General features: G+C 55.3%; 20 protein-coding genes and 2 tRNA genes. 15 read left to right on the top strand and 7 right to left on the bottom strand.

The window, feature by feature from the left end; genetic code table 11:
• The first annotated feature begins 4 nt into the window (after positions 1-4).
• Both hpxD and AC2FAJ_RS10215 read left to right on the top strand, forming a co-directional pair.
• Entirely contained in the window at positions 5-1,039 is a 1,035-nt protein-coding gene (hpxD, locus tag AC2FAJ_RS10220) for a molybdenum cofactor-independent xanthine hydroxylase subunit HpxD (protein WP_485454104.1), read from the top strand.
• 11 nt (positions 1,040-1,050) lie between these two features.
• Positions 1,051-1,986 carry a PDR/VanB family oxidoreductase gene (locus AC2FAJ_RS10215; protein WP_045630048.1) on the top strand — a complete coding sequence of 312 codons (936 nt, stop codon included), beginning with the start codon at positions 1,051-1,053 and terminating at the stop codon, positions 1,984-1,986.
• 44 nt (positions 1,987-2,030) lie between these two features.
• Here the strand turns inward: AC2FAJ_RS10215 and AC2FAJ_RS10210 are convergent.
• A tRNA-Ser gene (locus AC2FAJ_RS10210) sits at positions 2,031-2,118 on the bottom strand.
• A gap of 279 nt (positions 2,119-2,397) precedes the next feature.
• Between AC2FAJ_RS10210 and AC2FAJ_RS10205 the strand changes: the two genes are divergently transcribed.
• From AC2FAJ_RS10205 to AC2FAJ_RS10185, 5 genes are all read left to right on the top strand, one after another.
• Positions 2,398-3,534, top strand: coding sequence for a D-alanyl-lipoteichoic acid biosynthesis protein DltD (locus AC2FAJ_RS10205; RefSeq protein ID WP_045630047.1), 1,137 nt, complete (start codon positions 2,398-2,400; stop codon positions 3,532-3,534).
• Between the two features lie 128 nt (positions 3,535-3,662).
• On the top strand, positions 3,663-4,781 hold the full coding sequence (locus AC2FAJ_RS10200; RefSeq protein ID WP_163333287.1) for an MBOAT family O-acyltransferase: 1,119 nt from the start codon (positions 3,663-3,665) through the stop codon (positions 4,779-4,781).
• On the top strand, positions 4,778-6,211 hold the full coding sequence (locus AC2FAJ_RS10195; protein WP_485454103.1) for an AMP-binding protein: 1,434 nt from the start codon (positions 4,778-4,780) through the stop codon (positions 6,209-6,211). The genes AC2FAJ_RS10200 and AC2FAJ_RS10195 overlap by 4 nt, the downstream gene beginning before the upstream one ends.
• A 17-nt stretch (positions 6,212-6,228) precedes the next feature.
• Positions 6,229-6,447 (top strand): acyl carrier protein, encoded by a 219-nt coding sequence (locus AC2FAJ_RS10190; protein ID WP_028012621.1) that lies wholly within the window; start codon positions 6,229-6,231, stop codon positions 6,445-6,447.
• A gap of 225 nt (positions 6,448-6,672) precedes the next feature.
• Positions 6,673-7,509: an alpha/beta fold hydrolase gene (locus AC2FAJ_RS10185; protein WP_041910594.1), complete on the top strand. Its 837-nt coding sequence runs from the start codon at positions 6,673-6,675 to the stop codon at positions 7,507-7,509.
• Positions 7,510-7,576: 67 nt separating this feature from the next.
• Here the strand turns inward: AC2FAJ_RS10185 and AC2FAJ_RS10180 are convergent.
• Both AC2FAJ_RS10180 and AC2FAJ_RS10175 read right to left on the bottom strand, forming a co-directional pair.
• Positions 7,577-7,664: transfer RNA gene (locus AC2FAJ_RS10180), tRNA-Ser, on the bottom strand.
• 144 nt (positions 7,665-7,808) lie between these two features.
• Positions 7,809-9,437: an ABC transporter substrate-binding protein gene (locus AC2FAJ_RS10175; protein WP_028012619.1), complete on the bottom strand. Its 1,629-nt coding sequence runs from the start codon at positions 9,435-9,437 to the stop codon at positions 7,809-7,811.
• 269 nt (positions 9,438-9,706) lie between these two features.
• Between AC2FAJ_RS10175 and yccA the strand changes: the two genes are divergently transcribed.
• Positions 9,707-10,366, top strand: coding sequence for an FtsH protease modulator YccA (gene yccA / locus AC2FAJ_RS10170; protein WP_013097244.1), 660 nt, complete (start codon positions 9,707-9,709; stop codon positions 10,364-10,366).
• Positions 10,367-10,415: 49 nt separating this feature from the next.
• On the opposite strand, the gene AC2FAJ_RS10165 is transcribed toward yccA, so the two are convergent.
• The gene (locus AC2FAJ_RS10165; RefSeq protein ID WP_041910596.1) at positions 10,416-10,595 is read right to left on the bottom strand and encodes a hypothetical protein; all 180 of its coding nucleotides are present in this window, start codon (positions 10,593-10,595) and stop codon (positions 10,416-10,418) included.
• Between the two features lie 24 nt (positions 10,596-10,619).
• On the opposite strand from AC2FAJ_RS10165, the gene AC2FAJ_RS10160 reads away from it, so the two are divergent.
• Together AC2FAJ_RS10160 and tusE are read left to right on the top strand one after the other, a co-directional pair.
• The gene (locus AC2FAJ_RS10160) at positions 10,620-10,763 is read left to right on the top strand and encodes a LuxR C-terminal-related transcriptional regulator (protein ID WP_223239634.1); all 144 of its coding nucleotides are present in this window, start codon (positions 10,620-10,622) and stop codon (positions 10,761-10,763) included.
• 69 nt (positions 10,764-10,832) lie between these two features.
• Positions 10,833-11,162 (top strand): sulfurtransferase TusE, encoded by a 330-nt coding sequence (gene tusE / locus AC2FAJ_RS10155; protein ID WP_028012611.1) that lies wholly within the window; start codon positions 10,833-10,835, stop codon positions 11,160-11,162.
• On the opposite strand, the gene yccX is transcribed toward tusE, so the two are convergent.
• A complete protein-coding gene (gene yccX, locus AC2FAJ_RS10150; RefSeq protein ID WP_485454102.1) occupies positions 11,159-11,440 on the bottom strand; it encodes an acylphosphatase in 282 nt (93 codons plus the stop codon). The genes tusE and yccX overlap by 4 nt on opposite strands.
• Before the next feature lie 92 nt (positions 11,441-11,532).
• Here yccX and rlmI point away from each other — a divergent pair, with 92 nt between their 5' ends.
• Both rlmI and hspQ read left to right on the top strand, forming a co-directional pair.
• Positions 11,533-12,723 carry a 23S rRNA (cytosine(1962)-C(5))-methyltransferase RlmI gene (gene rlmI / locus AC2FAJ_RS10145; RefSeq protein ID WP_045261702.1) on the top strand — a complete coding sequence of 397 codons (1,191 nt, stop codon included), beginning with the start codon at positions 11,533-11,535 and terminating at the stop codon, positions 12,721-12,723.
• 60 nt (positions 12,724-12,783) lie between these two features.
• Positions 12,784-13,101 (top strand): heat shock protein HspQ, encoded by a 318-nt coding sequence (hspQ, locus tag AC2FAJ_RS10140; protein ID WP_008499919.1) that lies wholly within the window; start codon positions 12,784-12,786, stop codon positions 13,099-13,101.
• A gap of 37 nt (positions 13,102-13,138) precedes the next feature.
• Here hspQ and AC2FAJ_RS10135 read toward each other — a convergent pair whose 3' ends face one another.
• Positions 13,139-13,552 (bottom strand): CoA-binding protein, encoded by a 414-nt coding sequence (locus AC2FAJ_RS10135; RefSeq protein WP_028012609.1) that lies wholly within the window; start codon positions 13,550-13,552, stop codon positions 13,139-13,141.
• Between the two features lie 173 nt (positions 13,553-13,725).
• Between AC2FAJ_RS10135 and csgI the strand changes: the two genes are divergently transcribed.
• Positions 13,726-14,388 (top strand): curli synthesis inhibitor, encoded by a 663-nt coding sequence (gene csgI / locus AC2FAJ_RS10130; RefSeq protein ID WP_041910599.1) that lies wholly within the window; start codon positions 13,726-13,728, stop codon positions 14,386-14,388.
• Between the two features lie 80 nt (positions 14,389-14,468).
• The gene (gene mgsA / locus AC2FAJ_RS10125) at positions 14,469-14,927 is read left to right on the top strand and encodes a methylglyoxal synthase (protein WP_041912035.1); all 459 of its coding nucleotides are present in this window, start codon (positions 14,469-14,471) and stop codon (positions 14,925-14,927) included.
• A gap of 56 nt (positions 14,928-14,983) precedes the next feature.
• Here the strand turns inward: mgsA and helD are convergent, their stop codons facing one another.
• On the bottom strand, positions 14,984-17,038 hold the full coding sequence (gene helD, locus AC2FAJ_RS10120) for a DNA helicase IV (protein WP_045261704.1): 2,055 nt from the start codon (positions 17,036-17,038) through the stop codon (positions 14,984-14,986).
• 123 nt (positions 17,039-17,161) lie between these two features.
• On the opposite strand from helD, the gene AC2FAJ_RS10115 reads away from it, so the two are divergent.
• A complete protein-coding gene (locus AC2FAJ_RS10115; RefSeq protein ID WP_485454101.1) occupies positions 17,162-17,608 on the top strand; it encodes a YccF domain-containing protein in 447 nt (148 codons plus the stop codon).
• Positions 17,609-17,625: the final 17 nt, after the last annotated feature.

Here is a 17,625-nt window from a genome sequence, read left to right as displayed (position 1 = left end):
AACGATGAAAAGAGAACCGACACCACCCGCCCACTGCACGTTTGAGCCAGAGGACTGGCTGCGCCTGGCGAAATGCTGGCATCCGGTTGCGCGCGCCTGCGACGTCGGCCCGGCCCCCGTCAAGGCCACCCTGCTGGATGAACAGCTGGTGATTTACCGAATTAACGACCAGGTCGTGGTTGCCCGGGACGTGTGTCCGCACCGCGGCGTGCCGCTGACGCTCGGCTTTCACGACGAGCACGGGATTATCTGCCCCTACCACGGCTTACGCTTTGGTGAAGACGGCCGTTGCAACCGTATTCCGTCCAGCCCCGACCAGCCCGTTCCGGCGAAGCTGAACCTGATTAACTACGCGGTGGAAGAGCGCTTCGGCCTGATCTGGACCTGCCTGGCGTTTGACCCGGACAATCCCGTGCCGCTGCCCACCATGCCGCACTGGAGCGACAACGGATTTCAGCAGATCAACTGCCCGGCGTTTGAGGTGAACGGCTTCGCCGGGCGCCAGGTGGAGGGGTTTCTGGATGTTGCCCACTTTGCGTGGATCCATACCGATACCTTTGCCGATCCCAATAATCAGCTTGTCCCTATCTATCAGCCGCAGGAGACGCCCTTCGGTTTCGTGGCCGATTACTGGAGTTCCGTGAGCAACTATCCCGCCAGTTCACCCGTGCAGGCGCCAGAAGGGTTCCAGTGGCTGCGCCATTTTGAAATGCATCTGCCGTTTACCGCCACCCTGACGATTCATTTTCCGGGTGAATCGCGGCTGGTGATTATGAACGCCGCCTCGCCCGTCTCGTCACGGGTGACCCGCATGTTCGCGCCCATCGCGCGCAACTTTGATCTGCATATTCCGGTGGAGGACGTGCATGCCTTTAACCTGCGCATTTTTGAAGAGGATCGCCTGATGGTCGAAACCCAGCGCCCGGAAAGTCTGCCGCTGGATCTCAATCTGGAAGCCCATATTCCGGCAGATAAGAGTTCGATTGCCTACCGTCGGGGACTGAAGAAGATGGGCTTTGGCGAATTTTTCCTGGTATGACGGAGGCCAATATGCTGAACGTGATCGTTGACGGGCTGTGGCGCGAGGGGGATAAAAGCCTCGCCGTCAGGCTGGTGGCCGAAAACGGCGACGCGCTACCGGCGTGGCAACCCGGCGCGCACATTGATGTCCACCTGCCCTGCGGCGTGGTCCGCCAGTACTCTCTGACCGGGGCATGTGGCGACGAGAGCTATCTTATCTGCGTGGGGCGAGAAGCCGCCTCGCGCGGCGGGTCGCGCTACGTTCACGAAACGCTGCGTCCGGGACAGAGGCTTTCGATCTCGGCCCCGCGCAATCTGTTTCCGCTGCATCAGGCTGAGCGGGTATTGCTGCTGGCGGCAGGGATTGGCATTACGCCGCTGTATGCGATGGCATTGCAGCTGAAAGCGACCGGAACGCCGTTTACGCTGCACTATTACGTCAGAAACCGGGAAAACGCGGCGTTTGCGCGCGAGCTCTCGCAGTGCGGTGACTGCATTATTCATACCACCACCCCACGAACCACGCTGGCGGAGTATTTCCCCGCGCCTGAAGCGGGGCTGCACGTGTGGGTGTGCGGACCTGCGGGGTTTATGGAGAAAGCGCGCGATGTGGCGGCGGCGAAGGGATGGAATGACGCCCATATCCACAGCGAGGCGTTTCAGCCCGCTCCCCCTGTCACAAGCGGCGTCGCAGGCGAGATCTTTACGGTCAAACTTGCCTCTACCGGCGAGCGCTGGCCGGTGCCTGCGGATAAGACCATCGCTCAGGTATTACAGGAAAACGGCGTGGACGTGCCGCTGTCCTGCGAAATGGGGATCTGCGGCGCCTGCCTGACGCCGGTGATTGACGGCGTGGTGGACCACAGAGATAGCGTGCAGTCGGAGGCAGAAAAAAGCGCGGCTGACCAGCAGGTGGCGCTCTGCTGTTCGCGGAGTCACTCCGGGGAGCTGGTGATTGCGCTGTAAAACGAAAAAACCCTGCGATATTGCTATCGCAGGGTTTTCGAATTTGGCGGAAGCGTAGAGATTCGAACTCTAGAACCCTTTCGGGTCGCCGGTTTTCAAGACCGGTGCCTTCAACCGCTCGGCCACGCTTCCAAAGTGAGGCGCACTATAAACATCTATTAGCGCCTTGTAAAGCAGGAATTTTTCTATTTTTGCCTGCAGGCGTTTGACTGCGCAAAAAGTCACCCGGACGCTTTCCTGCCCTCCCCCCTTCCCCCCTTGTACATACCGTTACACAGCAACGCTCATCCTTTTAAATCACCGTGGTATAGAATGCCAAAAAAAATAGACGGCCATGTGTTTTGTAATGGTAATAAATCCGGGTAATGCGGGTTTTAACGCATTACTGTCATAGCGCCTTACTGGTTGATGATGAAAATCAAAAATACGTTTTGCTTACATATCCTGATGGCCGTTTTGGCCATTTTAGTCCTGAGTTTTCACCCGCTGGTGACAAGCTTTGATCCGCCGCTTAAATTCCAGCCGCTGATCAAGTCCATGGCAGGGACGACAAAAGAACAGGCGGAAAAAATAGCCACAATTTCCCATGCCTTAGAAGGGAATGCTATTTTCTTCCTTGGTGCGTCTGAGGTTGCCACCTCAGAAGAGGAACATTACGCCGTATTTAATTATTTTAATAAGCAATTGCACCAGCCCGTCGTGGCCTATGGCGATGCGTTTGTCGATGACGAAACGCAATTTTTACTTCTCTCGCGTTTTAAAGATAGCCTTAATGCAAACAGCAAAGTGGTGCTGCTTCTGGCGCCTGACGGCTTTTATTCAAAAGGCCTGCCGCCCGCTATCTATGCGGATAATTTTCCGGGCTCGATTTTTAATCCTCTGATGAAGGATCCGCAGGCGCGCCCGTTCCTGGTTAATTACCTGAAGCATATTGATGCGAAAGAGATAAGCCATTTAACCTTCGGGCAAATGCGTGTGTATGGCTGGCATCCGGCGCTGATGTGGGACGAGCTGAGTTTTCAGTTTGCAAACTTCTGCACCCTGATTAAAAACGACTGGCTGTCGCTGCTCAACATCAGACCACAGACGGCGCAGCCCTGGCCTCAGCAGCCAACCGCCCGTCTTTCCCCTGACTGGGATAAAGCGCTGGCGAATGCCCGCGAGTTGAATAAAAAGCGCCATCAGAGCGCGGCCACGCTGTGGATGGACAAAACGATTTACGACGAGGACGGTAAGCCGCAGCAGTGGGATGACACGCCGGTGGTGCCGGGGCAGTTCGCCGCGTTCAGGAAAACCGTTCAGCTTTTGAAAGCGCATCACGTGCAGGTGATTGCTATCGTCGACCCGGTTAACCCCTGGGCGCTTTACAATACCGACACCTTCCGCCCGTTCGATAAGCAGATTCAAACCATTCTGAAAGAGAACCAGATCCCGTATTTGGATATGTACGCCATGCCGTATCAGAACGGCTGGAACTGGGATCGTCTGCACCCTACCGAACTGGCCTGGGTGCCAATGCTTCGCTTTATTGCACAGAGTTTTAAATAATGAAAATCGCGATCCGTCTTTTTTGCCTTTATTTACTGCTGGCGATCACCGTCGTTGCATGGACCGCTGTCGATGACAGCATGAGTATGCAGCTGCATTTTGAATATCAAAAATTCTGAGGCGAAATGATGTACAGCTCAGGAATGTTTTTTGTCTGTTTATTTTCATCCGCGCTGGCGTTTGCGATGGTTAATCGTGTTTTACGCCACCGTCTGACCTGGCTAGTTTCCTTAACCGTGGTGACAGCATTAGGCTGGGGTTATATTTTTCAGGGCAATTACAGTGTTCCCGTGGCCGTATTTTGCTGGTTTTATCTTGTCGCCACGTTAAAAGAAAAAGGCAGATTAAAAACCTGGCAGGCGGTCGTTTTAACGCTGCTGCCCCTGGTTCTGGTGAAATTACATTTTAATTATCACCTCGGCACAATCGGTCTCTCTTTTATGACCTTCCGTGCTGTGGATGTACTGCTGTATCGCAGTAAAAAAGAGGGCCAGAATTTCCTGCACTATTTCTGCTATCTCTTTATGCCCTTTATTATTCTGGCCGGCCCGATGTATCGCTGGCGGACATGGATGAGCGATGTGAATAAGCCGGCATTTGTCCTGAACCGCGAACAGTTTTTAACGGCGCTGGAGCAAATTATTACCGGCATCATTCAGAAGTTCCTGTTTGCCATGCTGATCGATTCGCTCGTCGTGCAGCCCTGGAGCCATAAGCCGTTTACCCTGACCGTGGGCGTGGTGATGTCGATTGCCTATAGCGCCTATCTGTACTTCGATTTTGCGGGCTACAGCAATATGGCCATCGGCGCGGGTCGGCTGTTTGGGCTGAATATTCCGGCAAACTTCAACATGCCGCTCCTTGCGAAGAACCCGCAGGATTTCTGGCGCCGCTTCCACATCAGCCTGTCCGAATGGCTGCGCGACGTGGTCTTTATGCCCGTCTATATGAACCTGATGAAGTTTAACTTTTTCCGCCAGAACAAAACGCTGGCGCAAAATATCGGTATTTTTTGCACCCTGTTCTGCATGGGGGCGTGGAATGGCCTGGAACGCCATTACGTCATCAGCGGCGCGCTGTTTGGCGCGATTTCCGTCGCGCACAATATGCTGCTGTGGTCAGCCAAACGCAGCCCAACGTTACACCGCGGATTGCAGTATCCGGCCGTTGCGTTTTTGGGACGAATTCTGACGCTGGGAAGCGCCGCAGGATCCCTTTACATCTTCAGTGGAATGTCACCTCTATGAAAAATTACTCCGATCTTCAGGAACTGCAGGATTTCTTGCGTGCGGCACTGTGCGATCCCGCCTCCCCGCAGCAGCTGGCCATCAGCGGCAGCGACGAAACCTTAAGCTGGCTCCAGCTTTCCTCTGCCGTGACGGACTGGGCAGAGCGTTATCGACGCTGCCAGCCCGCAGACGGTACGCCGATCGTGCTGTACGGCCATCAGCAGGCCGAGTTCGCCGTGGCAATCTATAGCTGCCTGCTGCACAACATTCCGTACATCCCGGTGGACTGCATCTACCCGCAGGAGCGGCTTCGCGAGATCTGCAACCTGACCGGCGCCCCTTACTACTACGACGTGGCGACGCGGCAGTTCATCGCCACCGGCGAGGCGGGCAAGGTGCTGGAGGAGCAGGATCTGGCCTATATCATGTTTACCTCAGGCAGCACCGGAAAACCGAAAGGCGTGCAGATTGGACGTGAAAGCGTATGGCACTTCATGAAGTGGGTCAGCCAGGACTTTTCGCTGCCGGAAAAACCGGTGCTGATGAACCACGCGGTGTTCAGCTTTGACCTCTCCCTGATCCCTCTGCTGGCGAACCTGGCGATGGGAGGCCACATCGTGCTGAATGCCAAAGAGGATATCCAGAAAGAGAACTGGCTCGAGCGACTGCAAAGCAACGCGGTCTCCGCCTGGGTTTCCACCCCCTCTTTTGCCTACCAGCAACTGCTTTCTCCGCACTTTAACAGCGAGTATTTGCCTGCACTTAACGTCTTTATCTTCATTGGCGAAGTGCTCAATAAAGCGCTTGTGAAACAGCTCCGCCGCCGTTTCCCGCAGGCCAAAATCATCAACTCCTATGGCCCAACGGAAGCGACCATTGCGACAACCGTGGTTGAGATCACGGATGAGATCCTTAACAGCGACAGCGCGGTGCTGCCGGTGGGCGTGATGATGCCGGACAGCAGAATGGAAATTTCCGCCGAGGGCGAGCTGATTATCTGGGGCAAAAACGTCATGCGCGGCTATTTAGGCCTGCCGCAGGAGAACGCGGCAAAACTGCTGCGTCGGGAAAATGATGCGTTCCGCGGCTACCGGACCGGCGATCTGGGTTATGAAGACGGGCTCATCTACTGCCAGGGCCGCAACGACAGCCAGGTCAAGCTGAATGGCTACCGCATCGAGATCGGCGAGATTGAAAACCGCCTGCTGGCCATGTCCGGCATCAGCGAAGCGGTGGTGATGCCGCTGATGAAACCCTGCGGCAGCGTGCTGCGCATCGCCGCGTTCTGCGTGACGGAGCTGGCACCGGATGCAATCAAAACCTCGCTGGCAAACGTGGTGCCCCACTACATGGTGCCTTCACAAATTATCGTAAAAGACGCTTTCCCGCTAAATCCTAACGGCAAAATTGACCGCAAGCTGCTGGACGCTTACGCCCGCACACATTAATTATCCCAGGAAAAATGATGGAACACGATATTCTCGCCCTGTTTGAAAAAGTGTTATCCCGCAAGGTTGGCTTTCACGATGAGCTGATTGAATCGGACATTCTCGACTCCATTCTGGCAGTCGACATGGTGCTGGAGGTGCAGGACGTTTACGGCTGTATGATCCCGCCTACCGACGTGGCGACAGTGCTGAAAACCCCGGCCGATCTCGCCCGTTATATTGAAGAGAACCGTTAACGCCCCCTTCTCTGATGGCTCTGGGACTCACTCCAGAGCCCATCATTCGCTTTTCCCTTCTGGATACCATTCACACGAATGAAACCCACCGGTTTTACTATTTCTCCTACACTTTAGGGGTACTGTCGGTACGGGAAACAAAACAAGCCAACATCATGAAGACAATAATGGTTCGCTCTGCGCTCAGCCAGCGATCGTTGCGTCTTTAACAGAGGAGTCTGCGGTATGGCATTCGTAACAACGAAAGACGGCGTCAATATTTACTACAAAGACTGGGGTCCGAAAGAGGCTCAGCCCATTGTTTTCCATCACGGCTGGCCATTGAGTGCCGATGACTGGGATAACCAGATGCTCTTCTTCCTTGCGGAAGGCTACCGCGTTATCGCTATCGATCGTCGTGGTCACGGGCGTTCGGACCAGGTCAGCGAAGGGCACGATATGGATCATTATGCGGCTGACGCGTCGGCCGTGGTTGAAAGCCTGGATCTGCACAATGCGGTGCACGTCGGCCACTCTACCGGCGGTGGCCAGGTGGCCCGCTATGTTGCGAAGTACGGCCAGCCGCAGGGGCGCGTTGCCAAAGCGGTGCTCGTTAGCGCCGTTCCACCGTTGATGGTGAAAACAGAAAACAACCCTGGCGGGACACCTGTAGAGGTTTTCGACGGCTTCCGTAAAGCGCTGGCCGCGAATCGCGCCCAGTTTTACCTCGACGTCGCCAGCGGTCCTTTTTATGGGTTTAACCGGGCGGGGGCCGAGGTTTCACAGGGCACCATTCAGAACTGGTGGCGTCAGGGCATGATCGGTAGCGCCAGGGCCCACTATGAGGGAATTAAGGCGTTTTCAGAAACCGATCAGACAGAGGATTTGAAAACCATTACGGTTCCCGTTCTGGTGATGCAGGGGGATGACGATCAGGTCGTGCCTTATAAGAATGCCGCCCTTCTGCAGGACCAGCTGCTGGCGAATAGCGTGCTGAAAATCTATCCGGGCTTCCCGCACGGGATGCATACCACCCACGCGGATACCATTAACGCGGATATTCTGGCCTTTATCCGCTCATAGACGTCAGGTTTTCAGATACGCGCAAAAAGAAAAACCCCAGCTTAACGAGTAAGCTGGGGTTTATATCTGGCGGAAGCGCAGAGATTCGAACTCTGGAACCCTTTCGGGTCGCCGGTTTTCAAGACCGGTGCCTTCAACCGCTCGGCCACACTTCCTGAGTGAGGCGAACTATAAACACCTCACCGCATGCTGTAAAGAGTGGCTGCAATCGTTCGCTTTAAAATTAGCCAAAATGTGCTTAATCGGTTGAACTGACAACACATCGGCGATTTTCTCAGCATAAAATCCAGCCCTCTCGCTTAGTGCTTTTTGATGTACATATCTTTTGTGAAATAGTACCCCAGCTTATCCGGCGTAAAGCCACCCACCCATGGTTTCACCAGGTGCGTACGGACGTAGTGATAAACCGGAATGGCAGGCACATCGCGCCCAAGCAGATCCTCTGCCTGCTGGTAGAACTTACCCCGCTCTGCCGGCGTTTTGGCCTTTGCGGCGTTGATCAAGGCTTGATCGTAGTCCGGGTTGCTGTACTGGCTGGTGTTTTCACTGTCGCCGGTACGGAAGTTGTTCAGGAAGGTCGCCGCGTCGTCGTAGTCGGCAATCCAGGCGTAGCGCACCGCGTCAAAGTTGTGGGTGTGCATGGTATCCAGCATGGTTTTCCACTCCTGATTTTGCAGCTTCGCGTCTACGCCGAGGTTTTTCTTCCACATAGAGCTGGCCGCAATCGCGATGCGCTGGTGCGATTCAGAGGTGTTATAGAGCAGGTTGAAGCTCAGAGGATGGCTTTCGTTATACCCGGCCTCGTTGAGCAGTTTTTTCGCCTCAGCAATACGCTTGTCCAGCGGCCAGCTGGCGTAATCCGGATTCTGCAGCTTGACCCCGCCAATGTCCGGCTGGCTAATCAGCCACGCGGGACGCTGCCCCTGCCCCATCACCTTCTCAGCGATGATGTCTTTATCCAGCGCCATGTTCAGCGCCTTGCGCACGCGGGCATCGTTGAACGGCGGACGGGTGGTGTTGAATTCGTAGTAATAGGTCGCCAGCTGCGGGGAGACGTCCAGCTGGCTGCCCAGCGTTTTCTTCAACTGAGCAAACTGGTTAATGGGTACCGTATACACAATATCAATTTCGCCCGCTTTATAGCGGTTCACATCCGAGGCCTCGGAGGTGATCGGCAGATAGGTGACTTTGTTAATAACGGTATGCGCGTTATCCCAGTAGCGCGGGTTACGCTCCGCCACAATGCGTTCGTTGACCACCCACTGGGACAGCTTATACGCTCCGCTGCTGACGAAATGCTCCGGTTTGGTCCACTTTTCACCGAAGCGGCCAATCAGCACTTTATCCACCGGCACCAGCGACGGGTGCGCCAGCATCGCCAGGAACGCCGCGTTGGGCTGGGTGAGCGTCACTTCCAGCGTGGTGTCGTTAATTGCTTTTACGCCCAGCGTGTCGGGGGATTTTTTCCCCTGAGCGATATCGGCCGCGTTGACGATATGCATGTTGCCGGGATAGCTGGCGTACGGTGAAACGGTTTTTGGATCAACCAGGCGCTGCCAGCTCCAGACCACATCCTCTGCGGTAATGGCCGTCCCGTCGCTCCAGGTGATGCCCGGACGTAAGTGGAACGTCCAGACGGTGTTGTCCTTGTTCTCCCATTTTTCAGCCAGCCGGGGTTGGATTTCCCCTGACGGGGAGACGCTCACCAGCCCTTCGAATAAATCACTGATAATATTGAATTCGACATCGCTTTCGACTTTGTGCGGGTCGAGCGAAGCCGGTTCGCTGCCATTGTTTCTGACCAGTTCCTGTTTTTCGGCCAGCGCTGTTCCTGCCGGCACGTTAGCCGCCCAGGTCGCCGTGCTGGCGCACAGGATCCCGGCGGTGAGTAAAGAGAGCGTAAAGCGCGTGCGTGTTTGTGGTTTCATTTCCTTCGCCTTATTGTCTGTTTTATGACGATCCGGAGATAACTCTTAGCGCCCGAAAGGCAATAACGCAATATTTTTCAGTAACCTATAAGAGGTTGATCTGGTAAATACTTTTAAACCGCCGTTCATACTGGTTACACATGCTTTTGCAGAAGAAACGACCACCTTCAGCGCTAACGTGCTGAGTAAAGATGGGTAAAACCACTTTGAGACTGGCGCGCCGTTTCCTATTCTTTCCGTTAATTACATCTGTCATAAGAGAGTGACTCATGGATCGTATAATTACTTCCTCACGCGACCGCACATCGCTACTCAGCACCCACAAGGTGCTGCGCAATACCTATTTCATGCTCAGCCTGACGCTGGCGTTTTCGGCGATCACCGCTACCGCCAGCACCGTGCTGATGCTGCCGTCTCCGGGCCTGATCCTGACGCTGGTGGGGATGTACGGTCTGATGTTCCTGACCTACAAAACTGCTGATAAACCGGTCGGTATTCTTTCCGCGTTCGCCTTCACCGGCTTCCTGGGGTATATCCTGGGGCCGATCCTGAATGCGTACCTGTCTGCCGGTATGGGTGACGTGATTGGCATGGCGCTGGGCGGTACCGCGCTGGTGTTTTTCTGCTGCTCGGCCTACGTGCTGACCACGCGCAAGGATATGTCCTTCCTCGGCGGTATGCTGATGGCGGGTATCGTGGTGGTGCTGATTGGTATGGTGGCAAACATCTTCCTGCAGTTGCCTGCTCTGCACCTGGCGATTAGCGCGGTGTTTATCCTGCTGTCATCCGGCGCGATTCTGTATGAAACCAGCAACATTATTCACGGCGGTGAGACCAACTACATCCGCGCGACCGTGAGCCTGTATGTGTCGCTGTACAACATCTTCGTCAGCCTGCTGAGCATCCTGGGCTTCGCCAGCCGCGATTAAGCAGATCTGCTGAAACAAAAAGGAGAATGCCTCAGGCATTCTCCTTTTTTTATGCCCTGGTCACCGCGGCAAATATAGGTGGGATAGAGCCGGTCCCGTCCCGATGAAAATAGAACTGAGCCACGGTATTGACCTGGACCTCATTCGCTTTTCCCTCGTTGCGCGTAAAGTTAAATTCCGTACTGCAGGCCAGCGCACCGCCTGCGGCGAACAGAAGTCTCATTTTCATTTTTCTGCTCCGCTTTTGTAGCGAATGGCTTTGCACAGGCTGGTGAACGGACAATCGGTACGGCATGTCGCGCATATGACGCAGATGAGTGAAAAACAGGTGTCGACGTATAAATGCAACGCGCTGAAAAAGCTTAATGCCAACAATCTGCTCCAGCTTCTTCTGTAGGTCGAGGTTTCTCACGCCGCCCCTTATTTGCTAGACTAGGGGCGGTTTTTACTTTATCGACAGAGCACTATGTTCATTTTTGCAGGCCAGGAAATTGAGACCGATAGCGAAGGCTATCTGAAAGACACCACGCTATGGAGCGAGCCGCTGGCGGAGAAAATCGCCGAAAACGAAGGTATCGCCCTCTCCCCCGAACACTGGGAGGTGGTCCGTTTTGTGCGCGAGTTTTATCTCGAGTTCAACACCTCTCCGGCGATCCGCATGCTGGTTAAAGCAATGGCCAACAAATTTGGCGAAGAAAAAGGCAACAGCCGCTATCTGTATCGCCTGTTCCCGAAGGGCCCGGCAAAACAGGCCACCAAAATTGCCGGCCTGCCTAAACCGGTGAAGTGTATTTAATACCGAATACCGAAGTTCACATATTCCCTGCCGGGTTGATGCGGTTCCGTTAAGACCTTATCAACCCGGGCGCTGCGCGGCCCGCCTGCTTTCAGCCACGCCATCAGTTTTTCAACCTGCTCCGCGTCGCCGCAGGCGACCACCTCAACGCTGCCGTCGTCCATATTTCGCGCGTATCCCGTTAGCCCAAGCGTCATCGCTTCGCGCTGGGTGCTGTAGCGGAACCCGACGCTCTGAACAAGGCCGTGGACCCAGGCAATGGTGCAGACTTTTGACATCTTCCTTCTCCTTATCCGTCTGGCGCGTTGCATTTCCCCAGCGAACTCGGGAAAATGGCGGCCATTTTCTTGAATCGACAGAACAGCAAATTATGAGTGTACGTTTAGTGTTAGCCAAAGGGCGTGAGAAGTCATTACTGCGCCGTCATCCCTGGGTCTTTTCCGGCGCGGTTGCCCGTATGGAAGGCAAAGCCAGCCTCGGTGAAACCATTGATATTGTTGACCATCAGGGGAAATGGTTAGCGCGAGGCGCTTACTCGCCAGCCTCCCAGATCCGCGCGCGCGTCTGGACCTTCGATAAAGACGAAACCATCGATATCGATTTCTTTGTCCGCCGTCTGCAGCAGGCGCAGCAGTGGCGCGAGTGGCTGGCAAAGCGCGACGGGCTGGACAGCTATCGCCTGATTGCCGGTGAGTCCGACGGTCTGCCGGGCGTAACCATTGATCGCTTCGGCAATTTCCTGGTGCTGCAGCTCCTCAGCGCCGGGGCGGAATACCAGCGTGCCGCGCTGATTAGCGCCTTGCAAACCCTGTTCCCGGAATGCGCTATTTACGACCGCAGCGACGTGGCGGTGCGCAAAAAAGAGGGCATGGAGCTGACGCAGGGCCCGGTCACGGGTGAGCTGCCGCCTGCCCTGCTGCCAATTGAAGAGCACGGAATGAAGCTGCTGGTGGATATTCAGGGCGGGCACAAAACGGGTTACTACCTTGACCAGCGCGACAGCCGCCTGGCTACGCGTCAGTACGTTGCCGACAAACGCGTGCTGAACTGCTTCTCCTACACCGGCGGTTTTGCCGTTTCGGCGCTGATGGGCGGTTGTGCCCAGGTGGTCAGCGTGGATACCTCGCAGGAAGCGCTGGACGTGGCAAAACAGAACGTCGAGCTGAACAAACTGGACTTGAGCAAAGCCGAATTTATACGCGACGACGTCTTCAAGTTGCTGCGTAAATATCGCGATCAGGGCGAGAAGTTCGACGTCATCGTGATGGATCCGCCAAAGTTTGTGGAAAACAAAAGCCAGCTGATGGGCGCCTGCCGTGGGTATAAGGATATCAACATGCTGGCCATCCAGCTGCTGAACCCGGGCGGGGTGCTGCTCACCTTCTCCTGCTCCGGGCTGATGACCACCGATTTATTCCAAAAAATCATCGCCGATGCCGCAATAGATGCTGGTCGTGATGTACAATTTATAGAGCAGTTCCGTCAGGCAGCCGATCACCCCGTGATTGCTACCTACCCGGAAGGACTGTATCTGAAAGGGTTTGCCTGTCGCGTCATGTAACTTGAAAAGAGAAATATTGCCCGCACTTAATGTGTAAGTCGTATTTCCCGGGAGGTGACTATGATTGCCAGCAAATTCGGTATCGGCCAGCAGGTCCGCCACACTTTGCTTGGGTATTTGGGTGTGGTCGTGGATATCGACCCGGAGTATTCCCTTGATGAACCGTCAGCGGACGAACTGGCGGTGAACGCAGAGCTTCGCGCTGCACCCTGGTACCATGTGGTGATGGAAGGTGACGACGGACAACCCGTACATACCTACCTTGCCGAAGCGCAGCTGAGTAGCGAGCTGCAGGAAGAGCATCCGGAACAACCCACGATGGATGAACTTGCTCAGACTATCCGCAAACAGTTACAGGCTCCGCGCCTGCGGAACTAAGCGTGTAAAAAAAGCCCGATGAACGGGCTTTTTTTTATTACTTCGCCAGCCCCAGACGGGGGATATCGATTGCCGGACAGCGATCCATAACCACCTTCAATCCCGCATCCCGCGCCAGCACGGCAGCCTGCTCGTTAATCACGCCCAGCTGCATCCACAATGTTTTCGCCCCGACGGCAATCGCATCCTGCGCCACTTCCCATGCAGCCTCGGAATTACGGAAGACATCGACCATATCAATTTTTTCCGGCACGTCAGCGAGCGTGGCATAACCCTGCTGGCCCAGTAAGGTTTTCCCCGCCACTTTTGGCGACACCGGGATGACGTGATAGCCCTGATCGAGAAGGTATTTCATCACCCGATAGCTGGGACGGTCGGGTTTATCGCTCGCGCCCACCAGCGCAATGGTACGCGTGGATGTCAGAATCTCGGCAATATCGTTCTCTTTCATGGTTTTTCTCCTGGCTTTTTTAAAAGTGTACGCCAAAGCGCACATCTCAACCATCCATCCCATACAGATGTATGAGGGCAAAACGGCAAAATATGTCTATATGTTAGTAAACGTGATTATCGAAAGATTTAGATACATTAATGCGGCGACAGTATCTCTGACGGGAGCCTTCTATGAAAACCGGTTTTGCCACTGCTCTGATTGCGTTAGCGATGCCGGTTTGCGTTTTTGCCACCACGCTTCGGCTCTCTGGCGACATTGATCTTCTGGTTTTGGACGGGAAAAAGGTTTCCAGCTCGTTATTGCGCGGAGCTGACAGCATTGAGTTAGATAACGGGCCGCATCAGCTGGTGTTCCGGGTCGAAAAAGCAATCGGCCTGACTAACCATGAGCAGCGAATGTACATCTCTCCGCCGCTGATTGTCAGCTTTAATACCCGGCAAATCAGCCAGGTGAACATTACCCTGCCTCGCCTTGAAACGGAGAAGGAATCAGCGGCCTTCGACGCCTCGCCGCGCGTTGAGCTGCTGGACGGGAATGCAATGCCGATCCCGGTCAAGCTGGATATTCTGGCGTTGACCAGCGCCACAAAAAGCCCGGACTACGAGGCCGCAACGCAGGTCTATAACAAAGCCGGCAAACGCGCCTCCCTTCCGCAGTTTGCCACCATGATGGCGGACGACAGTACGCTGCTATCCGGCGTCTCGGAACTGGACGTCATTCCGCCGCAGTCCCAGAGCCTGACGGAACAGCGCCTTAAATTCTGGTTCCAGCAGGCCGATCCCGACACGCGGGCCCGGTTTTTACAGTGGGCAAAGCAACAACCTTCATCTTAAGCCACATTTTTTACGCCTTTCTCTTGCAGCGTCAGACGGTTCCCGTCATCGTGTAGTCAGTTAACCTGATGGATATGATTATGGAACTGACAACACGCACGCTGCCTGAACGCAAACATATTGCGCTGGTGGCGCACGATCACTGTAAACAAATGCTGCTTAACTGGGTTCGCCGCCATCAGCCGCTGTTGGAAAAGCACGCCCTGTCAGCGACCGGCACTACCGGTAACCTGATCCAGCGCGAAACGGGTCTGGAGGTGAATGCGATGCTGAGCGGCCCGATGGGCGGCGATCAGCAGGTCGGGGCACAGATTTCCGAAGGGAAAATTGATGTGCTGATCTTCTTCTGGGATCCGCTGAATGCGGTTCCGCACGATCCGGATGTCAAAGCGCTGCTGCGTCTGGCAACGGTGTGGAATATTCCGGTGGCGACGAACCTGTCAACGGCGGATTTCATCATTGAATCACCGCAGTTTAACTCGCCGGTTGAGATCCTTATTCCGGACTATCAGCGCTATCTTTCCGAGAGACTGAAGTAGCTTTTTTGCCGGGTGGCGGCTACGTCTACCCGGCCTGGAAATCTTGCCTGACGCCGTTATGGCTTCCGCGCCACCGGCACATCAATACTCTTCAGAATATCGACAAACACGGATGGCTCCTCTTTATTGAACAGCAGCCACACGCGATGACGCGCGCGGGTGATGGCCACGTACAGCAAACGTCGTTCTTCGGCATCCGGGAAGTCTTCCGGCACCGGCAGCAGGGCCTCTTCCATGACCGACTCGCGGGCCGGAGCCGGGAATCCGTCGCTGCCCTCCTTCAGCCCCACCACAATCACATAATCGGCCTGCTGCCCTTTGCTGGCGTGAATGGTCATAAATTCAAGCTGCAGTTTCGGCCAGCGGGTAGCGGCTTTTTCCAGCGCAGCAGGCTTAAGGTGATGATAACGCGCCAGCACCAGGATACGTTCATCGGGTTTCGCATAGCCGCTGAGCTTGTCCAGCAGCGGCTCCAGCTGGTCATCCGCCAGCAGGGTGACCGCTTTTTTATCCCCTGCCCGCAGGCTGTTTAGCGGCTTGGCCAGCTGGTGCGGGTTCTGCTGGATAAAGCGGTTGGCGATCTCACCAATCCGTGAATTGAAGCGGTATGTCGTGTCCAGATCGCTGCGGTCGCCTTCGCCAAAATAGTGGTGGAAGGCGGTCGTCAGTGAAAGCTGCGCCCCGCTGAAGCGGTAGATGGCCTGCCAGTCGTCCCCCACCGCAAACAGCGAGGTATGTTTATTTTGCGCCCGCAGCGCCGAGAGCAGTGCCGCACGCTGGGGTGAGATATCCTGGAACTCATCCACCAGAATATGCTTCCACGGGCTGACAAAGCGCCCCTTCTCCAGAATGACGATCGCCTGATGGATAAGACCGGAGAAATCAACGGCATTTTCCTCTTTCAGCGCGGTTTTCCAGGCTTTCAATAGCGGAGCCATCAGCTTGACCCGTTTTGAAAACAGATCGCGGATCGCCTCCGGCGCGCTTTCAATCATCTCTGCCTGCGAGCCGCCGTGCATCCGCATCAGGCTGACCCAGCGGTCAAGACGCGAGCCGAGCCGACGCGCCAGTTTTTCATCCTGCCAGAAGCTGCCCTCCGGCACCTCCCAGTTGAGTTCCTCTTCCAGCCATTGACGCCACCCTTTCGCCTGCGCCTTTTTCTCACTGCACTGCTGACGCCACGTTTTAATAAACAACGCCTGTCGCGCCTGCGCGTCGTTTTCCAGTTTACTGATGGCAGGCACTTTTTTACTGCCCTGCTGAATGATATGCAGCGCGAGGGCATGGAAGGTTCTGGCGGTAATATCCCGGGTGTGCAGCCGTTCCTGGATGCGTTCGTCCATCTCCTGTGCCGCCTTACGGCCAAAAGCCAGAAGCAGGATCTGATCGGCAACGGCCTCCCCGGTGGTGAGAAGCCAGCCCGCACGCGCCACCAGCACCGACGTTTTACCGCTTCCAGCCCCCGCCAGCACCAGCAGCGACTGCTCGCCGTTCACCACCGCGCGCGCCTGAGCAGGGTTGAGCGGTGAAGACTCCACCGTACTGAAAAAGTCGGCGTATTGGGTGAGCATGGCGTCCGTCCAGGCCTGGTTATGCGCCAGCCGGCTTTTATCCATATCGTTCAGCCAGGCCTGGCACTGACGCCAGGCATCGCGACAATTGTCGAACTCATCAAGACGCGTCACGGAGAGCGGCAGCGCCGAAAGTGCCTGTCGAATCTTTTGCTGCAGACCGGCGGTCTGCTGGCGCGTCAGCCACGTTTGCTGCGCGTTGCTTTGCGCGATATCGTCCAGCACCTGCTGCAGCACCTGAGCGGCAATCACGCTCATGTCGTGGCTCCACTGCTGCCAGAGCGCGTTCAGGTGATGGTGGAAACGCTGGGTTTCCGCCCACTCGGTACCGTGAAGGCGCACGACTTTGTCGTCAGGCAGAACGAACTCGAGCTCGCCCCACACCAGCCCGCGCTTGCAGTGAATAGCCAGAAGCTGATTAAACGGAATAAGGTATTCGTGGCGTTCTCCGGAGACTTTAACCCCGGCGTTGAGCAGAACAACTCTGTCATAGGGGTGTTGCGCCAGGCGTTTGCCTAAAGAAGTTGCTTTCAGTTCCATGTCCCGCCAAATCCACGAAGAGATAATTTACCTGACAGTTTAACTGCCAGTTTTAAGGTGCTCCAGCCTAAAAAAACGTTACAATCATTGGGCGTTAATTTTATCGAAAGGAAGTGAGGGTTTATGCGTACCGTTCTGAATGTGTTGAATTTTGTGCTGGGCGGTTTTGCCACCACCCTTTCCTGGCTTTTTGCCACGCTGGTGAGCATCGTCCTGATCTTCACCCTTCCCCTGACCTGTTCCTGCTGGGAAATCACGAAACTCTCGTTCATCCCCTACGGTAACGAAGCTATCCACGTTAACGAGCTGAACCCGGAGAGCAAAAGCGCCCTGATGAATACGGGGGGAACTTTGCTGAACATTATGTGGCTGATTTTCTTCGGCTGGTGGCTGTGCATCATGCATATTTTTGCCGGTATTGCGCAGTGCATCTCAATAATTGGTATTCCGGTCGGGCTCGCGAACTTTAAGATCGCCGCCATCGCCCTTTGGCCCGTCGGGCGTAGGGTGGTTCCGGTCGAAGTGGCCCAGGCGGCGCGTGAAGCGAACGCACGTCGTCGTTTTCAGTAAATAAGGTCTGGCCGCGT

The organism is Enterobacter cloacae complex sp. 385G4 (assembly GCF_057320665.1).
Note: the sequence above shows the minus strand (reverse complement) of the source record. Positions and strands in the feature narration are given on the sequence as shown.

Coding starts and splice junctions, on each gene's coding strand:
- AC2FAJ_RS10195 (WP_485454103.1), top strand. CDS start 4,778: ATGAAAAATTACTCCGATCTTCAGGAACTGCAGGATTTCTTGCGTGCG.
- AC2FAJ_RS10200 (WP_163333287.1), top strand. CDS start 3,663: ATGTACAGCTCAGGAATGTTTTTTGTCTGTTTATTTTCATCCGCGCTG.
- helD (WP_045261704.1), bottom strand. CDS start 17,038: ATGGAACTGAAAGCAACTTCTTTAGGCAAACGCCTGGCGCAACACCCC.
- AC2FAJ_RS10185 (WP_041910594.1), top strand. CDS start 6,673: ATGGCATTCGTAACAACGAAAGACGGCGTCAATATTTACTACAAAGAC.
- AC2FAJ_RS10135 (WP_028012609.1), bottom strand. CDS start 13,552: ATGAAAGAGAACGATATTGCCGAGATTCTGACATCCACGCGTACCATT.
- AC2FAJ_RS10115 (WP_485454101.1), top strand. CDS start 17,162: ATGCGTACCGTTCTGAATGTGTTGAATTTTGTGCTGGGCGGTTTTGCC.
- mgsA (WP_041912035.1), top strand. CDS start 14,469: ATGGAACTGACAACACGCACGCTGCCTGAACGCAAACATATTGCGCTG.
- AC2FAJ_RS10215 (WP_045630048.1), top strand. CDS start 1,051: ATGCTGAACGTGATCGTTGACGGGCTGTGGCGCGAGGGGGATAAAAGC.
- yccA (WP_013097244.1), top strand. CDS start 9,707: ATGGATCGTATAATTACTTCCTCACGCGACCGCACATCGCTACTCAGC.
- hspQ (WP_008499919.1), top strand. CDS start 12,784: ATGATTGCCAGCAAATTCGGTATCGGCCAGCAGGTCCGCCACACTTTG.
- AC2FAJ_RS10205 (WP_045630047.1), top strand. CDS start 2,398: ATGAAAATCAAAAATACGTTTTGCTTACATATCCTGATGGCCGTTTTG.
- AC2FAJ_RS10175 (WP_028012619.1), bottom strand. CDS start 9,437: ATGAAACCACAAACACGCACGCGCTTTACGCTCTCTTTACTCACCGCC.
- AC2FAJ_RS10160 (WP_223239634.1), top strand. CDS start 10,620: ATGGCTTTGCACAGGCTGGTGAACGGACAATCGGTACGGCATGTCGCG.
- rlmI (WP_045261702.1), top strand. CDS start 11,533: ATGAGTGTACGTTTAGTGTTAGCCAAAGGGCGTGAGAAGTCATTACTG.
- tusE (WP_028012611.1), top strand. CDS start 10,833: ATGTTCATTTTTGCAGGCCAGGAAATTGAGACCGATAGCGAAGGCTAT.
- yccX (WP_485454102.1), bottom strand. CDS start 11,440: ATGTCAAAAGTCTGCACCATTGCCTGGGTCCACGGCCTTGTTCAGAGC.
- AC2FAJ_RS10190 (WP_028012621.1), top strand. CDS start 6,229: ATGGAACACGATATTCTCGCCCTGTTTGAAAAAGTGTTATCCCGCAAG.
- AC2FAJ_RS10165 (WP_041910596.1), bottom strand. CDS start 10,595: ATGAAAATGAGACTTCTGTTCGCCGCAGGCGGTGCGCTGGCCTGCAGT.
- csgI (WP_041910599.1), top strand. CDS start 13,726: ATGAAAACCGGTTTTGCCACTGCTCTGATTGCGTTAGCGATGCCGGTT.
- hpxD (WP_485454104.1), top strand. CDS start 5: ATGAAAAGAGAACCGACACCACCCGCCCACTGCACGTTTGAGCCAGAG.